At 42.8% G+C, this 18,835-nt stretch carries 15 protein-coding genes; 13 read left to right on the top strand and 2 right to left on the bottom strand.

What is annotated here, in order from left to right:
- Positions 1 to 9 precede the first annotated feature (9 nt).
- Genes purF through purD form a run of 5 tightly spaced genes read left to right on the top strand, consistent with a single transcriptional unit; the run spans position 10 to position 5,799 of the window.
- Positions 10 to 1,362 carry an amidophosphoribosyltransferase gene (gene purF, locus GN217_RS11760; protein ID WP_232334416.1) on the top strand — a complete coding sequence of 451 codons (1,353 nt, stop codon included), beginning with the start codon at positions 10 to 12 and terminating at the stop codon, positions 1,360 to 1,362.
- Positions 1,363 to 1,399: 37 nt separating this feature from the next.
- On the top strand, positions 1,400 to 2,419 hold the full coding sequence (purM, locus tag GN217_RS11755; protein WP_156856876.1) for a phosphoribosylformylglycinamidine cyclo-ligase: 1,020 nt from the start codon (positions 1,400 to 1,402) through the stop codon (positions 2,417 to 2,419).
- Entirely contained in the window at positions 2,416 to 2,979 is a 564-nt protein-coding gene (purN, locus tag GN217_RS11750) for a phosphoribosylglycinamide formyltransferase (protein ID WP_156856875.1), read from the top strand. The genes purM and purN overlap by 4 nt, the downstream gene beginning before the upstream one ends.
- A 10-nt stretch (positions 2,980 to 2,989) precedes the next feature.
- A complete protein-coding gene (purH, locus tag GN217_RS11745; protein ID WP_156856874.1) occupies positions 2,990 to 4,522 on the top strand; it encodes a bifunctional phosphoribosylaminoimidazolecarboxamide formyltransferase/IMP cyclohydrolase in 1,533 nt (510 codons plus the stop codon).
- Between the two features lie 29 nt (positions 4,523 to 4,551).
- Complete coding sequence (gene purD / locus GN217_RS11740; protein WP_156856873.1) at positions 4,552 to 5,799, top strand: phosphoribosylamine--glycine ligase; 1,248 nt, start codon at positions 4,552 to 4,554, stop codon at positions 5,797 to 5,799.
- A gap of 123 nt (positions 5,800 to 5,922) precedes the next feature.
- Here the strand turns inward: purD and GN217_RS11735 are convergent, their stop codons facing one another.
- Entirely contained in the window at positions 5,923 to 6,108 is a 186-nt protein-coding gene (locus tag GN217_RS11735; protein ID WP_156856872.1) for a hypothetical protein, read from the bottom strand.
- A 129-nt stretch (positions 6,109 to 6,237) separates the two neighbouring features.
- Positions 6,238 to 7,305: an Rpn family recombination-promoting nuclease/putative transposase gene (locus GN217_RS11730; protein ID WP_198042642.1), complete on the bottom strand. Its 1,068-nt coding sequence runs from the start codon at positions 7,303 to 7,305 to the stop codon at positions 6,238 to 6,240.
- A 472-nt stretch (positions 7,306 to 7,777) separates the two neighbouring features.
- Between GN217_RS11730 and GN217_RS11725 the strand changes: the two genes are divergently transcribed.
- From GN217_RS11725 to GN217_RS11690, 8 genes are all read left to right on the top strand, one after another.
- Positions 7,778 to 8,827: a DUF3048 domain-containing protein gene (locus GN217_RS11725; RefSeq protein WP_156856912.1), complete on the top strand. Its 1,050-nt coding sequence runs from the start codon at positions 7,778 to 7,780 to the stop codon at positions 8,825 to 8,827.
- Positions 8,828 to 8,873: 46 nt separating this feature from the next.
- Positions 8,874 to 9,176: a YerC/YecD family TrpR-related protein gene (locus GN217_RS11720; protein WP_156856870.1), complete on the top strand. Its 303-nt coding sequence runs from the start codon at positions 8,874 to 8,876 to the stop codon at positions 9,174 to 9,176.
- Positions 9,177 to 9,528: 352 nt separating this feature from the next.
- Positions 9,529 to 10,230: a heptaprenylglyceryl phosphate synthase gene (gene pcrB / locus GN217_RS11715; RefSeq protein ID WP_370459772.1), complete on the top strand. Its 702-nt coding sequence runs from the start codon at positions 9,529 to 9,531 to the stop codon at positions 10,228 to 10,230.
- Positions 10,231 to 10,244: 14 nt separating this feature from the next.
- Positions 10,245 to 12,458, top strand: coding sequence for a DNA helicase PcrA (gene pcrA, locus GN217_RS11710; RefSeq protein WP_156856868.1), 2,214 nt, complete (start codon positions 10,245 to 10,247; stop codon positions 12,456 to 12,458).
- A gap of 14 nt (positions 12,459 to 12,472) precedes the next feature.
- Positions 12,473 to 14,476, top strand: coding sequence for an NAD-dependent DNA ligase LigA (ligA, locus tag GN217_RS11705; RefSeq protein ID WP_156856867.1), 2,004 nt, complete (start codon positions 12,473 to 12,475; stop codon positions 14,474 to 14,476).
- 17 nt (positions 14,477 to 14,493) lie between these two features.
- Complete coding sequence (locus tag GN217_RS11700; protein WP_156856866.1) at positions 14,494 to 15,624, top strand: CamS family sex pheromone protein; 1,131 nt, start codon at positions 14,494 to 14,496, stop codon at positions 15,622 to 15,624.
- Positions 15,625 to 15,794: 170 nt separating this feature from the next.
- Complete coding sequence (pruA, locus tag GN217_RS11695; RefSeq protein WP_156856865.1) at positions 15,795 to 17,342, top strand: L-glutamate gamma-semialdehyde dehydrogenase; 1,548 nt, start codon at positions 15,795 to 15,797, stop codon at positions 17,340 to 17,342.
- 210 nt (positions 17,343 to 17,552) lie between these two features.
- Entirely contained in the window at positions 17,553 to 18,821 is a 1,269-nt protein-coding gene (locus GN217_RS11690; RefSeq protein ID WP_156856864.1) for a helix-turn-helix domain-containing protein, read from the top strand.
- Positions 18,822 to 18,835: the final 14 nt, after the last annotated feature.

Genomic DNA, 18,835 nt, shown 5'->3' with positions numbered 1-18,835 from the left:
GAATGCCTTATGTTTGGAATTTGGGGACATACCCATGCTGCTGCGCTCTCCTATTATGGGCTGCATGCTCAGCAGCATCGTGGACAAGAAGGGGCAGGCGTCGTTGTCAATGATGGAGAAGAATTGAAGCTCCATAAAGGATTAGGACTTGTCAATGACGTATTTAAACATGCCGATTTTCAGGAGTTTACAGGTAAAGCAGCAATCGCCCATATCCGCTATTCGAAGCATGGGGATAAAAATCGGGCGGTGGATAGTGTCGAGCCACTCCTCTTTCATTCAAGATCAACGAGTATAGCCATTGCCGACAGCGGTAATATCGTCAATGGTGAAAAACTGCGTGAAGAATTGGAGGATAACGGCAGTATTTTACAGAGTGCGACAGATTCAGAGCTCCTCGCCCACTTGATTAAACGCAGCAGGAAAAAGTCGAACGAAACAGCGATAATCGAAGCTCTTCAGCAACTTAAAGGTGCTTATACATTTTTAATTATGGATCAAGCGCATATGTATGTCGCGAACGATCCCCACGGTATCCGTCCCCTTTCACTCGGGAGGCTCGGGGAAGCGTATGTTGTTGCCTCGGAAACGAGTGCCTTTGATATTGTTGGTGCAACCTTTGAACGAGAAGTTTTGCCTGGTGAGTTGCTTGTTATTAGTGATGAAGGATTGAAGTCTATAAGGTTTGCCATGCGGGAACAGCGTCGTCTCTGTGCGATGGAATATGTTTATTTTTCCAGGCCGGACAGTGATTTAAATCAGGTAAATGTTCATGCCTCAAGGAAACGGATGGGGATGGAGCTGGCAAAAGAAGCACCAGTAGAAGCAGATGTCGTGACTGGGGTTCCGGATTCAAGTATTTCGGCAGCGATTGGGTACGCAGAGCAAATCGGTTTACCATATGAAATGGGTATTATAAAAAATCGTTACATCGGTCGGACATTTATTCAACCATCCCAGGAACTAAGAGAGCAAGGGGTAAAGTTGAAGCTTTCACCGGTGCGTGGGATTGTCGATGGGAAAAGGGTTGTCATGATTGATGATTCAATTGTACGGGGGACGACCTCCAAACATATCGTAAGGCTGTTAAAAGAAGCGGGAGCAAAAGAAGTGCATGTGCGTATCGCTTCACCCGCGATTCAGAATCCTTGTTATTATGGAATTGATATGTCGACGAGGGAAGAATTGATTGCGCCGAACAACTCGCTTAAGGAAATAGCCGAGCTGATTGAAGCAGACAGTATCGAGTATCTTTCCGTAGAAGGAATGAAACAAGCAATCGTTCGAGAAAAGTCGATTCATCAAGGGATTTGCCATGCTTGTATGACCGGGGAATATCCGGTGCCAATCTCAGAAAAATGAGAGATCCTTCTTAAATAATGAATAAGGAAGTGTAATCATGTCAGATGTATATAAGAAAGCAGGCGTTGATGTCGAAGCCGGCTATGAAGCGGTAGAACGGATGAAGAAGCATATTAAGAAAACAACACGCCCGGAAGTGCTCGGCGGAATCGGTGCATTCGCAGGATTATTTGATCTATCGAAGTTTTCATTTAAAGAACCGGTCATGGTTTCTGGGACAGATGGTGTCGGAACGAAACTAAAGCTCGCCTTCGAAATGGATAAGCATGACACGGTAGGGATTGACCTTGTTGCGATGTGTGCGAACGATATCATTGCTCAAGGTGCAGAGCCATTATTTTTCCTTGATTATATTGCGTGTGGAAAGAATAATCCGGAAAAAATCGAGCAGATTGTAGCAGGTGTCGCGGCCGGTTGTGTAGATGCTGGTGCTGCACTGATTGGCGGGGAAACAGCGGAAATGCCGGGGATGTATAACGACGAGGAATACGACCTTGCAGGCTTTGTTGTCGGAATTGCGGAAAAGTCGAAGCTTGTTACCGGTGAACAGATTGCTGAAGGAGATGTTCTCATTGGGCTCACGTCCAGCGGAATTCACTCCAACGGTTATTCGTTAGTGCGGAAAATCGTCGCCGATCTAGATTTTAATCAAACCTATGAAGGTCTTTCGAAACCATTGGGAGAAATACTTTTAACACCAACGAAGATTTACGCAAAGCCAGTTGCAAATGTACTGGAAAAGCTCACGGTTAAAGGGATTTCTCATATTACCGGTGGAGGATTTTATGAAAACTTGCCACGAATGTTACCAGCTGGTTTAGGGGTCAATGTGAAACAAGGTAGCTGGAACATCCCGGAAATCTTCCCATTTTTAGAGCAAAGAGGTGCCATTCCAGAGAAAGAAATGTACGGTGTATTTAATATGGGGGTCGGAATGGTGCTTGTCGTGGAAGAGAAAGATGCAGAAGCAGCGGTTGCAATCTTACAAGAAGCTGGGGAAGAGGCTTCCGTTATCGGTAAAGTGACTGGTGAAGAAGGAGTGCAGTTTTCCTCATGAGTAAGGTGAAAGTAGCTGTATTCGCATCTGGTACGGGGAGCAATTTTCAGGCTATGCTGGATGCAGACAATCTCCCGTGTGAAATTGTTCTCCTCGTCTGTGATCAGCAGCAAGCTGGAGTTTTAGATAAAGCGAAGCAGCATGGTATTGAAACATTTGTCTTCTCTGCGAAGAATTATGAAAGCAAGGAAGCATATGAATCGGAAATAGCGGAACAGCTGAGACGGAAGGGAATTGAATGGATTTTCCTTGCGGGTTATATGCGTTTGATTGGTCCGACATTGCTTGGAGCCTATGAAGGAAAAATTGTAAACATTCATCCATCCTACTTACCCGCCTTCCCGGGGAAAGATGCGATCGATCAAGCTTTGGAAGCGGGAGTCGAGGAGACGGGTGTTACTGTCCATTTCATCGATGAAGGGATGGATACTGGACCAATTATTCGTCAGGAAACTGTTTCCGTTTCAGTAAATGATACGAAAGAAATGTTACAAAAACGGATTCAAGAAGTGGAACACCGTTTGTATCCGCAAGTAATTAGAGAGCTAATACAAAAGTGAGGGATTTTTCATGGGGAAAAGAGCGTTAATTAGCGTTTCCGATAAAACAAATATTACAGAGTTTGCCAAGAATCTAGAGGAACTTGGCGTTGAAATCATTACAACCGGAGGCACGTTACAAGCATTAGAACGTGCAGGAGTTAAAGCGATTGCTATTGATGAAGTGACAGGATTTCCTGAAATTATGGATGGCCGGGTGAAGACATTACATCCGAAAGTTCATGGCGGACTACTTGGGAAACGCTCCAACGCCGGTCATATGAAAGAAATGGAAGAAAATGAGATTGAGCCGATTGATATCGTTGTTGTCAATCTTTATCCATTCAAAGAAACATTACAAAAGCAAGATGTATCGAAGGAAGAAATTGTAGAGAATATTGATATCGGTGGCCCGACAATGCTTCGTTCTGCTGCAAAGAACTTTGAGGACGTGCTTGTCGTTGTGGACCCGGAAGACTATCCGCGGGTGCTTGATGCTTTGCAGGAAGATAATGCACCAATTGAACTGCGCCAGCAATTAGCGGCAAAAGTTTTCCGGCATACGGCAAATTATGATGCAATGATTGCAGGCTATTTTGCAGGTGAAACTAAAGAAGAATTCCCTGAAACTTATACGGTTACATATGAAAAAGTCCAGGACTTGCGTTACGGGGAGAACCCGCATCAGAAAGCAGCCTTTTACCGTGCACCACTAGCAACTGGAATTAGTCTAGCTGGAGAGAAACAGTTACATGGAAAAGAGCTATCTTATAACAATATTCAGGATGCGAATGCAGCGCTTGAGATTGTCGGTGAGTATGAAGATGCAGCAGCTGTGGCGGTAAAGCATATGAACCCGTGCGGAATAGGAGTTGCTGCGAACCTGCACGATGCATATAAACTAGCATATGATGCAGATCCAATATCAATTTTTGGTGGAATTGTTGCACTTAACCGCGAAGTCAATCAAGCAACAGCGGAAAGTTTAAGTGAAATATTCCTTGAAATCATTGTAGCACCAAGTTTTTCAAAAGAAGCACTGGATATTCTGACAGAAAAGAAAAACATTCGCTTACTTGAAGTAGATATGACAGAGAACAAAGGAGTGAACCACAAACTGACAAGTGTTGGTGGCGGTGTGCTTATTCAGCACCAAGATGCTGGCCAAATTACAGCAGACGATCTCCAAGTTGTAACGAAAAAGCAACCGACAGAGCAAGAGATTACTGATTTGCTATTTGCTTGGAAAGCAGTGAAACATGTAAAGTCGAATGCGATTGTGCTCGCGAAAGATAACCAGACAATTGGAATTGGAGCAGGCCAGATGAACCGGGTAGGCTCTGCGAAAATTGCTATTGAACAAGCGGGAGAGAAGGCGAACGGATCGGTGCTTGCGTCTGACGCATTTTTCCCAATGCCGGACACTGTGGAAAATGCGATTAAAGCCGGGATAACAGCAATCATTCAACCGGGCGGCTCGAAACGTGACCAGGATTCGATTGATGTCTGTGATGAGCACGGGATTGCCATGGTTTATACAAATATGCGTCATTTCAAGCATTAATTGAAATCGCGGAATAGAGGAGAGTAGCGATGAACGTATTAGTTGTTGGCCGTGGTGGCCGTGAACATAGCATTGTTACAAAGCTAAAGGAAAGCGAGCAGGTTACAAACATTTATGCAGCACCAGGAAATGCAGGTATGGCGGGAATGGCTGAATGTGTGGCTGTTGATGAGATGGATATTGCCGGACTTGTAGCTTTTGCGAAAGAAAAGAAATGTGATCTTACTGTCGTCGGTCCGGAAAATCCGTTGAACGCAGGGATTGCTGATGCCTTTCAGGAAGCAGGCTTAAAGATCTTTGCTCCGACAAAGGCGGCAGCTCTATTAGAAGGTAGTAAAAGTTTTGCAAAAGAATTTATGAAGAAATATGATGTGCCGACTGCGGATTATGCTGTTTTCAACGATGCGGACCAGGCGAAAGCATATATTAAGGAAAAAGGCGCTCCAATTGTTGTGAAAGCAGATGGTCTCGCTGCTGGAAAAGGCGTTATTGTTGCATTGAGGGAAGAGGAGGCGCTTCAGGCGGTTGATGAAATGCTTGTATCGAAAGCCTTCGCTGAAGCTGGTGCGACCGTTGTTATTGAAGAGTTCCTTGATGGGAAAGAATTTTCTCTCATGGCTTTCGTACAAGAAGATAAGGTATTCCCGATGGTAACAGCACGTGACCATAAGCGGGCGTTTGACGGAGATGCGGGACCAAATACAGGCGGTATGGGGGCGTTTGCTCCGGCTGACGATGTGACAGAGAGAGATTTAGACTTCGCGATGGAGCATATTTTACTGCGGACGGCAAAAGGGATGATTGCAGAAGGCCACGCCTTTACGGGGATACTATACGCGGGTCTCATTATGACACAGGAAGGTCCGAAAGTCATTGAATTCAATACGAGATTCGGTGACCCGGAGACACAGGTTGTCTTGCCGTTATTGAAAAATGATTTATACCAAGTATTTATTGATGTGATTGATGGCGTGGATCCGGAGCTTGTCTGGGAAGACAAGGCTTGTCTCGGCGTTGTCGTTGCGTCAGTTGGCTATCCGGGGGCTTACAGAAAAGGGATCGTGCTGCCAGCCTTGCCGGAAGGGTCTAATCCATTTACGGTACATGCCGGGACGGTGCTTAAAAATAACAGACTCGTTTCGGATGGTGGGCGTGTGCTTCTCGTTGGAGCTGTTGCCGATACGAGAGAGAATGCAGCGAAACTCGTTTATGAATCAATGGGGGAACTAAAAAGTTCAAATGACTTTTTCTATCGTACGGATATTGGTAAACTATAAAAGAACTGAGACAAGGGCTCTGACCCGGGTCAGAGCAAGTGTCCCAGTTATGATTAAGATGGTATGGAACGCTTGGTTCCGTTCGATCGGGTCGGTTTCATACCATTTGGTAGGCAGTAAAGATTATTCATTAAGATTGCTGGCGATTTTTTGGATTTCTTCTTGCGATAGACCCGTTATTTCTTCGATGATACGGAGATTTAAGCCCTTTTCTATCGCGTTTTTAACAAATATTTCTTTCATTTCCTTTTTACCTTCCTCTTTACCCAGTTTTTTACCTTCCTCACAAAACATATCAGCCAAGCTCATATTAACTCTGCTCCCTTCTGGATGGGACATCGGGGTTAGAGGAAGTGTCCCAGTTATGATTAAGATGGTCTAGAACGCTTGTTTCCGTTCAACAGGGTCGGTTTCATACCATTTGGTCGGCAGTAAAGATTATTTTTTAAGTTTGCTGGCGATTTTTTGAATTTCTTCCTGCGACAGACCAGTTATTTCTTCGATGATACGGAGATCTAAGCCTTTTTTTATCGCGTTTTTAACAAGCATTTCTTCCATTTCCTTTTTACCTCGTTTTTTTCCTTCCTCTATACCCTGTTTTTTACCTATTTTTTTACCTTCCTCTTTACCTAGTTTTTTTCCCAGTTCTTTACCTTCCTCACGAAACATATCAGCCAAGCTCATAATAACTCTGCTCCCTTCTGGATAATGGTTCTTTATTTTTTCCGTAATTTCATCCGTATTTCCTCGTGTGACATTCGTTGCCGTGCTGAAAATATAGTACAGCATCGTCTCAAAGTATTCCATACCCGTTTGTTTATCATCCAACTCCTGCAAATAAGAAATACTTCTTTCAAGGATGCTGAGCAATTCTTGAACCGTTTCCGCTTTACGAATATCGCGGAACATCGTAATTAAGATCCGGATGCGAGCTTCACCCTTGATTTCTTCATCTGGATAATTGGTGAAATCAAAAAGCAAAAATTTGTAGTTGGGAATAAATTGACGTATTTCCCTTGGCAAGTCATCGTAATTTGCAATCGCCTTACTAAGCCTATCGGGAGTATTCCAACTTGTGTTTCCGTGATACATAACTAAAGGAATAACGGGTGGCACAGTTTTTAAATTCTCTTTTCTCATCTTTGCATCCCAAAATTCCGCCATGTACTTCAATATTTGAAAGGTAACAGTTCTGTCAGCATAACTTTTGTGTTCGAACAGGAAATATACATAACCTTCTTTCCCGTCAATATCTGCGCTGAAAAGTAAATCAGAGTAACTTTCTTCCAGTTCTTTACTGATGAAGCTGTCCTTCTCGAGTTTCAATGTGTCCGTATTAAGAAACTTCATAATGCCGGGTGGTAAATAATGGTGTAAGAAACTTCTCGTCACTTTAATATGACTAAATGTTTCTTTAAAAAGCTTATCATGGGGACTTTCTACCTTGCGAAACTTCTGTTGGGGGTAACGGGAAGTTTCCTCATTGACCAATAATAAGTTCGCCAAATTCTTCACTTCCTCTGAGGGTATAATGATGTGATAAAATAATGTAGATTCTGATTACATTATATCAATATCGCCCACGATAAACAATCGCAGGACAGAGGGTCAGGCAACTGCGCCAGTTGGTGAGCGGGACATTGGCTCTGACCTAGGCCACTGAAAAACCATGATTCCAAATTATCAGATACCACTTAGATATCCACAACTAAAGAATTTAGGTTGTTATCCCCCACTTTTATATCTAAAAAAAGCTAAAAATTGGGAACTGATTTTTTTATTTTTCTTAATCGGCACTTTTTCAGTGGCCTAACTCTGACCCCGTGTCCCAGTTTTTGAAAATACGTTAAGCTTTACAGTGTTAAAGTGATAAAGTATGATAGAGATAAATGATTACAAGAAGAGGTGGCGGGCAGATTCTGTAACGCGTATAATAAGGGTGAATTTACCAAATACGCGAATAGAAAGTTGTGGGAAGATGAGAAAATTAATATTTATTACTGTAATCATTGGAGTTCTATTAGTTGCCTGCTCAAAAGATGATGGAAATGCTTCGAAACAAGAGGGCAAGGGGACAGGCGGTGACGAAAAGGACGGCATCGAGCAAGCGGGAGGTGAGAATCAATATCCTCTAACTGGGCTTTATACAGATGAACCAGTCGATAACCGCATCATTGGTGTAATGGTGAACAACCATAGACAAGCCCGGCCGCAATCGGGACTAGCTGAGGCAGATATTGTATTTGAGATTTTAGCAGAAGCAAAAATTACAAGATTGCTTGCGCTCTTCCAAAGTGAAATCCCGGATACAATCGGGCCAGTACGCAGTGCCCGGGAATATTATTTTGACTTGGCAAACCGCTACGGAGCTCTTTACGTATATCACGGAGCGGCAGATTTTATCGATCAAATGATTATCGATCGGGGAATCCCATTCTTAAATGGTTCGACTTATGATAATGATGGTCAGTTATTTACACGGGATAGTTCCCGAGAAGCGCCCCATAACTCTTACTTACTAACCGATGCCATCAACGAGACGGCTGAAGGTAAGGGCTATGAAATGACAGCTGAATATGAGCCATTACCATTTTTAAACGAAGAAGAAACTGCGGCAATTGAAGGGGAAACAGCCGAACGGGTAGAAATAGTTTATAGTGAAAATCCCCTGGAAACCGTGCAATATGTTTTTGATGAAAGCAAGGGAACATATAAAAGGTATAGTAATGAGGAAGAAACGGTGGACTTGAATACAGGAGCAACTGTAGAAGTCGCCAATGTATTCATTATTGAAACGTTTCATGAAGTGATTGATGATGCAGGTAGACGGAATATTGATTTTGACTCTGGAGGAAATGCCTATCTCATTCAGAATGGTAAAGTTCAAGAAGTAGAGTGGCAGAACGATAATGGTAGACTTGTTCCAATGAAGGACGGGCAGCCGGTTGGTTTTGTGCCAGGTAAGACATGGATTAATGTTGTACCGAATGATCCGGGCATGGAACAGGCCGTAACGATATCCAATTAATAAGATTGGAGCAAGTTTACCCTAAAGTGAATCAGGAGGGTTTTCATTGCAAATTGATAAATTAAGAGGAGAACAATTGGATCTTTTATTTGATGCCATTTTATCATTAAAGAATCGTGAAGAATGCTATCAATTCTTTGATGATTTAGCTACAATGTCGGAAGTTCAATCTTTCGCTCAACGATTGCAAGTGGCAAAAATGCTTTTGGAAGGTGCCACATACAGTTCGATTGAAACCGACACTAACGCATCGACTGCAACCATATCAAGGGTGCGCCGCTGCATAAACTACGGCAGTGATGGCTATAAACTAGTCGTCGATCGCCTCAGAGAACAAGAAAGCAAATAACAAAGGCGGAAGCTCCCGTTTAGCAACGTACAAACTGGAGCACTCCGGAATGAGATAAAGGAAACACGGCGAACGTAGAGAGCCGATGTTGACTTATCGATTGGAGGAGTGTGAAGTTTGCTAGTTGCTGGGCGCTGGAGCCGGACGTGGCTAGCCCCGGTTATCTAAGTTATTATAGCATTTTATTTTATAGTTTCTTATATAAATAATAAAGACAGCAGGGGAGTAGCATCTTCTGCTGTTTTTTTACCTCTATCAATATTCCTTATAAATTCCACAATAAAATCCTAATTTCCCAGCGTGTTTTTTGTTATAATAAATCAATGGAAGAACATAATGGAGGATGGAGCGGTTGACGAATCAATCTAATGTGTTAAACGAGTGGAAACATATCTTTAAATTAGACCCTGCGAAGGAAATATCTGATGAAGATTTAGACGCAGTTTGTGAATCGGGAACAGATGCCATCATTATTGGCGGAACCGATAATATTACGCTGGACGGGGTGCTTGACTTACTGAATCGAATAAGAAGAAACCATCAGATCCCTTGTATTCTTGAGGTTTCAGAGGAGGAAGCACTTACTCCCGGATTTGATTATTATTTCATTCCGATGGTCCTGAATTCCAAGGAGAAGAAATATATGATGGACGTGCAGCACCAAGCGATAAAGGAATATAGTGATCTGATGGAATTCAGTGAAATATTCTTTGAAGGTTACTGTATTTTAAACGAAGAGGCCAAAGCATTTACATACACGAATTGTTTTATGCCTGATGCAGCAGACGTGCAAGCATATGCCTATATGGCGGAACATGTATTCCATCTCCCGATATTTTATGTCGAATATAGCGGGAAATACGGTGATCCGGAGCTTGTTGAAACGGTAAGTGGTATACTGGATGATACGCAGCTCTTTTACGGCGGAGGAATTGAAACGAAAGAGCAAGCAGTAGAGATGAAACAATATGCAGATGTCGTCATTGTCGGCAACAGCATTTATACGAATATAGAAGAAGCATTACAGACTGTGGAAGCAGTGAAGAATGAATAAGGCGGTGGTAAAAAATGAGCCGAACAACGAATGAGTTATTAGCTGGACTTAATAAGGAACAACAGGAAGCGGTGAAGCATACAGAGGGTCCCTTGCTTATCATGGCTGGAGCGGGCAGTGGAAAGACGAGGGTGCTGACACACCGTATTGCTTATCTATTAGAAGAAAAAGGAGTCGCACCGAGAAATATTTTAGCGATTACCTTTACAAATAAAGCAGCACGGGAAATGCGTGAACGTGTCATGCGTCTCGTCGGACCAGAGGCAGAGTATATGTGGGTATCGACTTTTCACTCGATGTGTGTGCGGATTTTGAGAAGAGATATCGACCGGATTGGCTACAATCGGAATTTCACAATTTTAGATAGTGCAGATCAGCTCTCGGTTGTGAAACAAGTTTTAAAAAATATTGATCTTGACCCCAAGCAATATGATCCGCGGGCAATGCTTGGCCAAATCAGTTCGGCGAAAAACGAACTGATAACAGATAAAGAATTTGAAGAGAAGGCTGGGAACTTTTTTGAACGACAGGTAGCGAGAGTTTATTCCGGCTATCAGACCATGCTTCGGAAAAACCAGTCACTTGATTTCGATGATTTAATTATGCAGACGATTATTCTGTTCAAACGGGTGCCGGAAGTACTCGAATATTATCAGCGCAGATTTCAATATATTCATGTCGATGAGTATCAGGATACGAACCATGCGCAATATTTCCTTGTGAAGCAACTTGCGAACCGTTTCAAGAATCTCTGTGTCGTCGGAGATTCGGACCAATCCATCTATCGTTGGCGTGGTGCGGATATCGGGAATATCTTAACCTTTGAAGAAGACTATCCGAGTGCACGAACCATTCTTCTTGAGCAGAATTACCGTTCAACAAAACTGATTCTGCAAGCTGCCAACCATGTGATTGAGAATAACGCTGGAAGAAAACCGAAAAATCTCTGGACGGAAAATGATGATGGCAGTAAGATCACGTATTACGAAGGAACAACGGAACAAGATGAAGCCCTATTTATAGCCGACGAAATTCGTAAATTGATAAAAGATGGTTATCAGCCAGATGATATAGCTATCCTCTACCGGACGAACGCTCAATCGCGGGCAGTAGAGGATACACTTATGAAATCGAACATATCCTACCAAATGGTCGGTGGAACAAGGTTCTATGATCGGAAAGAAATTAAAGATATGCTTGCATACTTGCGCTTAATCACGAATCCGGATGACGATATTAGCTTTGAGCGGATTGTAAATGAACCGAAGCGTGGAATCGGTGCAACGACTGTGGAAAGACTAAGAACTTATACAGCGGAGCATGATATTTCCTTTTATGAAGCGGTAAAAGAAGTGGATTTCACAGGCGTATCAAAACGGGCTGCGAGTTCACTAGCGGAGTTCGGCGAGTTGATCCAAAGCTTGGCACAGCAGCAGGAATTCCTTACCGCAACTGATATGGTCGAGCAAGTGCTCGAACGAACGGGATATGAAGAAATGTTGAAAAGGGAACAAACCCTTGAATCCCAGAGCCGCCTAGAGAACTTAGAGGAATTCAAAACGGTAACGAAGGAATTTGAAAAGAGTGCTGAAGAAGATAAATCCCTTGTCGCCTTTCTAACGGATCTCGCATTAATTGCTGATATCGACAAGATAGATGAAGAAGAGACGGAGCGGAAAATAACGTTGATGACGCTCCATGCAGCGAAAGGACTGGAGTTTCCTGTTGTATTTTTAATTGGAATGGAAGAGAATGTATTCCCGCACAGTCGATCCATGTTTGATGAAGACGAGATGGAAGAAGAACGTAGGCTTGCTTATGTCGGGATCACCCGTGCGGAAAAAATACTTTATTTAACGAGTGCCAAGATGCGTACGTTATATGGTCGTACGAATATGAACCCGATCAGCCGCTTCATCCAAGAAATTCCGGAAGATTTACTGGAAGGAATGGAACAAGCGAAACAAAGCATGTTCGGAAGTTCCTTTGCAAGCCGAACGGAAGAGGCATTCACTCCGAAACGAAAAGCGCGGCGAACAGTCCAAGCTTCCACCGCTGCCGATGAGGAGTGGAAAGCAGGCGATAAGGCGAATCATAAGAAGTGGGGAACAGGCACGATTGTCCGTGTCCAGGGCGAAGGAGATAAGATGGAACTTGATATTGCCTTCCCGGCGCCAACAGGAGTTAAACGCCTGCTCGCCCAATTTGCTCCGATAACGAAAGAATAGAGGTGCTTTCTCTAGTGGATAAACAACTAGCTAAAGAAAAAATTGATGCATTAAAGGAAGTGCTTAATCAATACGGTTATGAATACTACGTGCTCGACAAGCCAACGGTACCGGATGCAGAGTACGATGCAAAATTAAGAGAACTGGAAGAACTGGAAGAGAAATTTCCGGAATTCATCACACCAGACTCGCCTACACAGCGGATCGGCGGTGCACCGATTGAAGGCTTTGAGAAAGTACGCCATCAAGTACCGATGCTTAGTCTGTCCAATGCTTTCAATGAAGAGGAGCTTCGGGATTTTGCGAGACGGGTCACGAATGCACTTGGGGAAAATTTCTCCTATATTTGCGAACTGAAAATTGACGGACTCGCCGTTTCCTTGACATACGAGGACGGCAAATTTGTCCGAGGTGCGACACGAGGCGACGGAATGGTGGGAGAGGACATTACCGTGAATCTGCGTACGGTAAGAAGTATCCCACTCACGATTAAAGATAAGGAAACCCTTGAAGTACGCGGCGAAGTGTTCATGCCGAAAGCTTCATTTGAAAGCTTGAATAAAATAAGGGAAGAGAAGGATCAGGAGCTATTTGCGAACCCGCGTAATGCTGCCGCAGGTTCCTTACGCCAATTGGATCCGAAAGTCGCTGCAAGCAGGAACTTGGATGTCTTTCTGTATGCTGTCGGTGTCTGGGAAGGTAATACACTCCCTACCCACAGTGCCAGATTGGAACGTTTGCAAGAACTCGGCTTCAAAACAAATCCGGAATGGAAGAAATACGATACTATTGAAGAAGTAATAGAATTTGTCAATTACTGGACGGAGAAACGCCAAGATTTACCATATGAGATCGATGGGATCGTCATAAAAATTGATGATTTGAATCAACAAGAGGAGCTCGGGGTTACAGCAAAGAGCCCGAGATGGTCGATTGCCTATAAATTCCCGGCAGAAGAAGTGGTGACGAAACTGCTCGATATCGAGTTGAGTGTGGGACGTACCGGTGTTGTTACTCCGACAGGTATTTTAGAGCCGGTTCGAATTGCCGGTTCGACAGTGGGACGCGCATCCTTGCATAATGAAGACCTTATCCGCGAACAGGATATCCGGATTGGGGATACAGTCGTTGTTAAAAAAGCAGGGGACATCATTCCGAAAGTTGTCCGTGCAGTGAAAGAACAACGGACTGGTGAGGAAGCTGAATTTGCAATGCCATCCCATTGTCCAGCATGTAATACAGAACTTGTCCGTTTGGAAGAAGAGGTGGCGCTCCGTTGTATTAATCCAAACTGTCCGGCGCAACTGATCGAAGGGATGATCCATTTCGTCTCGCGGAATGCGATGAATATCGACGGACTTGGGGAAAAGCTTGTCATGCAGTTATTTAATGAAGGATTAGTTCATACGATACCAGATCTCTATCGTCTAGAGCGGGAGAAACTGTTGGAACTTGAACGGATGGGAGAGAAATCGGTATCCAATCTTCTGAACGCAATCGAAGCTTCAAAAGGCAATTCGTTGGAGAAATTAGTATTTGGGCTTGGCATCCGATTTATCGGGGAGAAAGCAGCCCAGATTCTTTCCCAGGAATTTGAAACGATGGAACGTCTGCAGCGAGCAACGTACGATGAATTTGTTGCTATTGATGAAATCGGGGAAAAGATGGCAGATTCCTTGGAACAGTATTTCTCCGAGGATAAAGTGAATGCAATGCTCCAAGAACTAAAAGATCTTGGGGTGAACATGGAGTACACGGGACCGAAAAAAGCAACCGGTGCTGAGGATAGTCCATTTATGGATATTACGGTCGTCCTTACTGGCAAATTAGAAAAGTTAAGCAGAAATGAAGCGAAAGCAAAAATCGAAGCCCTCGGCGGAAAAGTAACCGGCAGTGTAAGCAAGAAGACGGGACTTGTCGTTGCCGGGGAAGCAGCAGGGTCGAAATATGATCGAGCTAGAGAGCTTGGTATTACAATTTGGAACGAAGAACAGCTGTTGGAAGCGTTAGATGGTTAGGCAAGGAGTGAAGAAAAATGAAAAAGCTGACGGTTCTATTATTATGTGCCCTCCTTGTGCTTACAAGCTGTGCACCATCATTGGATAGTGATGATGAGGTCTTACAGAATGAGGAAGATACGGAGGTTGAAACGTCCATCGTTCCAAGCAGTCGCTTGGGGGAAAAGGCATATCGCATGATCCTTCCATACCGGACGAGTGAAGCGCGTGGTATAATCGGCAATCAAGTGGCAAACCGCGTTGATATTGATGAGATGGAAGAAGGGTTGAGACGTCACTCCGTCGATTACTTTGACCCAGAGGATTATTATTTTCAGGAAGGACGCTACTTGGATGAGGAGACAGTTATTAATTGGATAGATGAACTTAACCCGGAGCGACCGGATGATTTACAGGATTGGGATAAGGAAGCGAATGAAAACAATCCACGTATCTTCTCGCATATTTTAGAGCAAAACTATTTGTTGCAACAGGAGAATGATGAGGAGAATGCCGTACAAGTTGCAGGAATTTCAATCGGTATCGCTCTGAAGTCGGTCTATCGTTACCAATTGGAACAAGGTGGAGATTATTTCTACTATGATATATCAATGAACGAGATGCTTGCAAAGGGCTATGAAGTTGCAGAAAGTGTTGTGGAGCGTCTGCGGGAATCAGAAGACGTTCCCGATGTACCAATTTTAATCGCGCTCTACCGGGAGGAGGCGCAGAACTCGCCTGTACCGGGAAACTATGTCACGAAAACTCTTGTTCCAAGTGGAGAGAAGAAAATTGGTAATTGGGAAGATATTGATGAAGAATATGTTCTATTCCCATCCAATGAAGCGCGTGATAAATATTTAACAGACTATGAGAATTTTAATAACTTCGGAAATAAAATTGCCGACTTCTTTCCAAACTATGTCGGGGCGATCGGCAGCGGCTTCTATGTCGATGGCGAACTGCAACAACTAACGATTGAAGTCCCAATCGAGTTTTACGGGAAAGCGGAAGTAATTGGTTTTACCCAATACGCCTATGACCAAGTGCAAAAAATTTTCCCGAATTATTATGATTTAGAGGTTAATGTTACCTCGAGCAACAATGTGGAAAGTCTTATTTACCGGAACGCTAAGGAAGAACAACCGACCATTCATATCTATCATTAATAGAACTAGACTCGGAGGATAATCAGAAACTGCTATCCTTCGAGTCTATTTTATTTTTCGTGTAAGCGTTTTTTATTGAACGGTTACACTACTTTCGTTACAATAATAGATGGGAATAAAGTAGAATTGCAATCTAGTATTGCAACAAAATCACGGAGGAGGTTTTTTACATGGTAGTTCCATACACACACGAACCCTTCACAGATTTTACTGTAGAGGAAAACCGTAGGAAGATGGAAGATGCTCTAAAGAAGATTGAAGCGGAATTTGGTAAAGAATACCCGCTCATTATTGGTGGCGAACGCATTACAACTGAAGATAAAATTAAAGTCGTAAACCCTGCAAATAAAGAAGAGGTACTGGGGTTTGTTTCGAAATCAAATAAAGAACTCGCGGATAAAGCGATGGAAGTCGCCGATGAAACGTTTAAAACATGGAGGAAATCAGATCCGAATTTCCGCGCAGACATTTTATTCCGTGCAGCAGCCATTGTACGTCGTCGCAAGTTCGAATTCAGTGCCCATCTTGTAAAAGAGGGTGGCAAGCCTTGGAAAGAAGCAGATGCAGATACAGCTGAAGCAATTGATTTCCTTGAATACTATGGCCGTCAGATGCTTAAAATAAAAGACGGGGTGGAGGTAAATAGCCGTCCGATTGAACATAACCAGTTTCATTATATTCCATTAGGAGTAGGGCTTGTCATTTCTCCTTGGAACTTCTTGTTCGCAATTATGGCTGGAACGACAACCGCTGCAATGGTAACAGGTAATACTGTTTTATTAAAACCTGCCAGTGCAACACCAATCATCGCTTATAAACTGATGGAAGTTCTGGAAGAAGCCGGAATGCCTAAAGGTGTCGTCAACTATATTCCAGGACCAGGAAGCGAAGTGGGGGATTACCTTGTAGAACATCCACGCACACGCTTTGTCAGCTTTACAGGTTCCCGTGAAGTTGGTACACGTATCTTTGAACGTGCTGCAGTTGTCCAAGAAGGACAAATCTGGCTAAAACGCACAATCATTGAAATGGGTGGAAAAGATACGATAGTGGTAGACAATGAAGCAGATTTAGAGCTTGCTGCAGAATCTATCGTTCAATCTGCCTTTGGATTCTCTGGACAGAAATGTTCTGCTTGCTCACGTGCAGTCATTCATGAAGATGTATATGATCAAGTAAAGAATCGCGTGATTGAGCTAACGAATGAATTGACTCATGGAGACCCAACAGACAATCATAATTTCATGGGACCGGTTATCGACCAAGCAGCCTATGATAAGATTATGGGTTATATTGAAATTGGGAAAGAGGAAGGAAAACTTGTTGCTGGTGGAGAAGGGGACGACAGTAAAGGCTGGTTCATTAAACCGACTGTATTTGCTGATGTCGATCCGAAAGCCCGCATCATGCAGGAAGAAATCTTCGGTCCTGTTGTTGCATTAACGAAAGCTAAAGACTTTGACGAGGCAATTGAGATTGCAAACAACACTGAATATGGTCTAACAGGGGCCGTTATCACGAATAACCGTGAACATCTGGAACAAGCACGAGCTGACTTTCATGTTGGAAACCTCTACTTTAACCGCGGCTGTACCGCAGCAATCGTAGGTTACCAACCATTCGGTGGTTTCAACATGTCTGGAACCGACTCAAAAGCAGGCGGTCCAGACTACCTTATTCAGCATATGCAAGGTAAGACAACGTCAGAAATGCTGTAATTTAATAGATATAAAGAAATGCCATGTTAATTGCTCTTTTGGACAATTAACATGGCATTTTTTCTTTTTTGAGGAAAATAGGAAAATTTTAACCCAGATAATCGCTACTTATAGTCAATAATTTTCCCAATATGAATTTTTAGAAATTATGCTATAATATAAATATAACGAGCGGAAATAGTATTTTAGTAGAGGTGGCAGGGGGAACATATGATAGAAATTGGCTCATTCATCAAAATGCAACGTACAAAACAAAAAATGACCTTGGGTGAGCTTGCAGAAGGAATCGTTTCCGTATCATACCTGTCAAAGATTGAGAACTTGAAGACAGAAGCAAGTACACATATAATCCAGCTGCTATGTAACCGACTTGGCATTGAACTAGGCCAAACAATGGACGATGTGATTGAGGAAAAATGTGAAGAATGGTTCAGCATGCTATTCTACAACCGACAACAGGATGAAATTACGGAAGCTTACAAAGAGCTGCAAGAACTGATGGATACGAATTTGTCTGGCAGCATGCTTTTATTCGAAATTCATAAGATTCGCTATTACCTTCTCTTGGATAAAAACAATAAGGCTCTTGACCAGATTAACAAATTAAATAAGATGTCCACTTCATTTGAAACAAGGGAGCTTTACTTCTGGTTTAAATACAGAGGGAATTATTATTCGCAGACAGGTGAAACAGCGATTGCCCTTGATAAATACCTAAAAGCGGAAGAATTAACACGTAAGCTCGAAGTGACAGAAGATGAAGTTGCTGATCTGCATTATACGATTTCCATTACATACAGCAAGTTAAGACACACGTTAGAAGCGATTGAATATGCGAACAAGGCATTAGATACCTTTATGAAAAAGTATCATTTCATGCGTTGCGCGCAAAGTCATATCGTTTTAGGAATATCTTATCGCCGCATCAAAATGTATGATAAAGCGATTGAAAATTACAACTTGGCTAAACATCTTGCCGGCCTAAACAGTAATCGGGAGCTCATCCAACTCACCAATCAGAATCTTGGTTACTTGTACGCAACCAAAGGTGAAAATAAGGAAGCAATTAAATATTATCTGGAAATAGTAGATGATAAGGAAATCATTGTTCAAGATAAAGTACCAGCTCTGACAGAACTGATTAAAGTTTATTACGACATGGAAGAGTTTGATAAAGCGAATGAAATGATTGGGGATGCACTGGAATTATTGAAAAAGCATCCTAAAAATAGAGTCTATGAATTTTACCATTATGTGATATGGACGTATCATTACTCGATTAATGGTGAAGCGAAGAAATTTGTGAATCTAGTTAAGGATAAGTTCATTCCATTCCTGAAAAAACGGAAGGATCATGCAAATACACTTATTTTTGCGACGATGCTTGCTAAGCATTACGAAAGCATCCATAAATATAAGGATGCGACGAAATATTACAAACTCGCTAATGATTCATATAAAGAGTTATCTAACATTTAAAGGAGGGATGTACA

This window comes from Oceanobacillus sp. AG (genome assembly GCF_009746545.1).
GTDB classification, from domain to species: Bacteria; Bacillota; Bacilli; order Bacillales; family Amphibacillaceae; genus Oceanobacillus; species Oceanobacillus indicireducens.
Note: the sequence above shows the minus strand (reverse complement) of the source record. Positions and strands in the feature narration are given on the sequence as shown.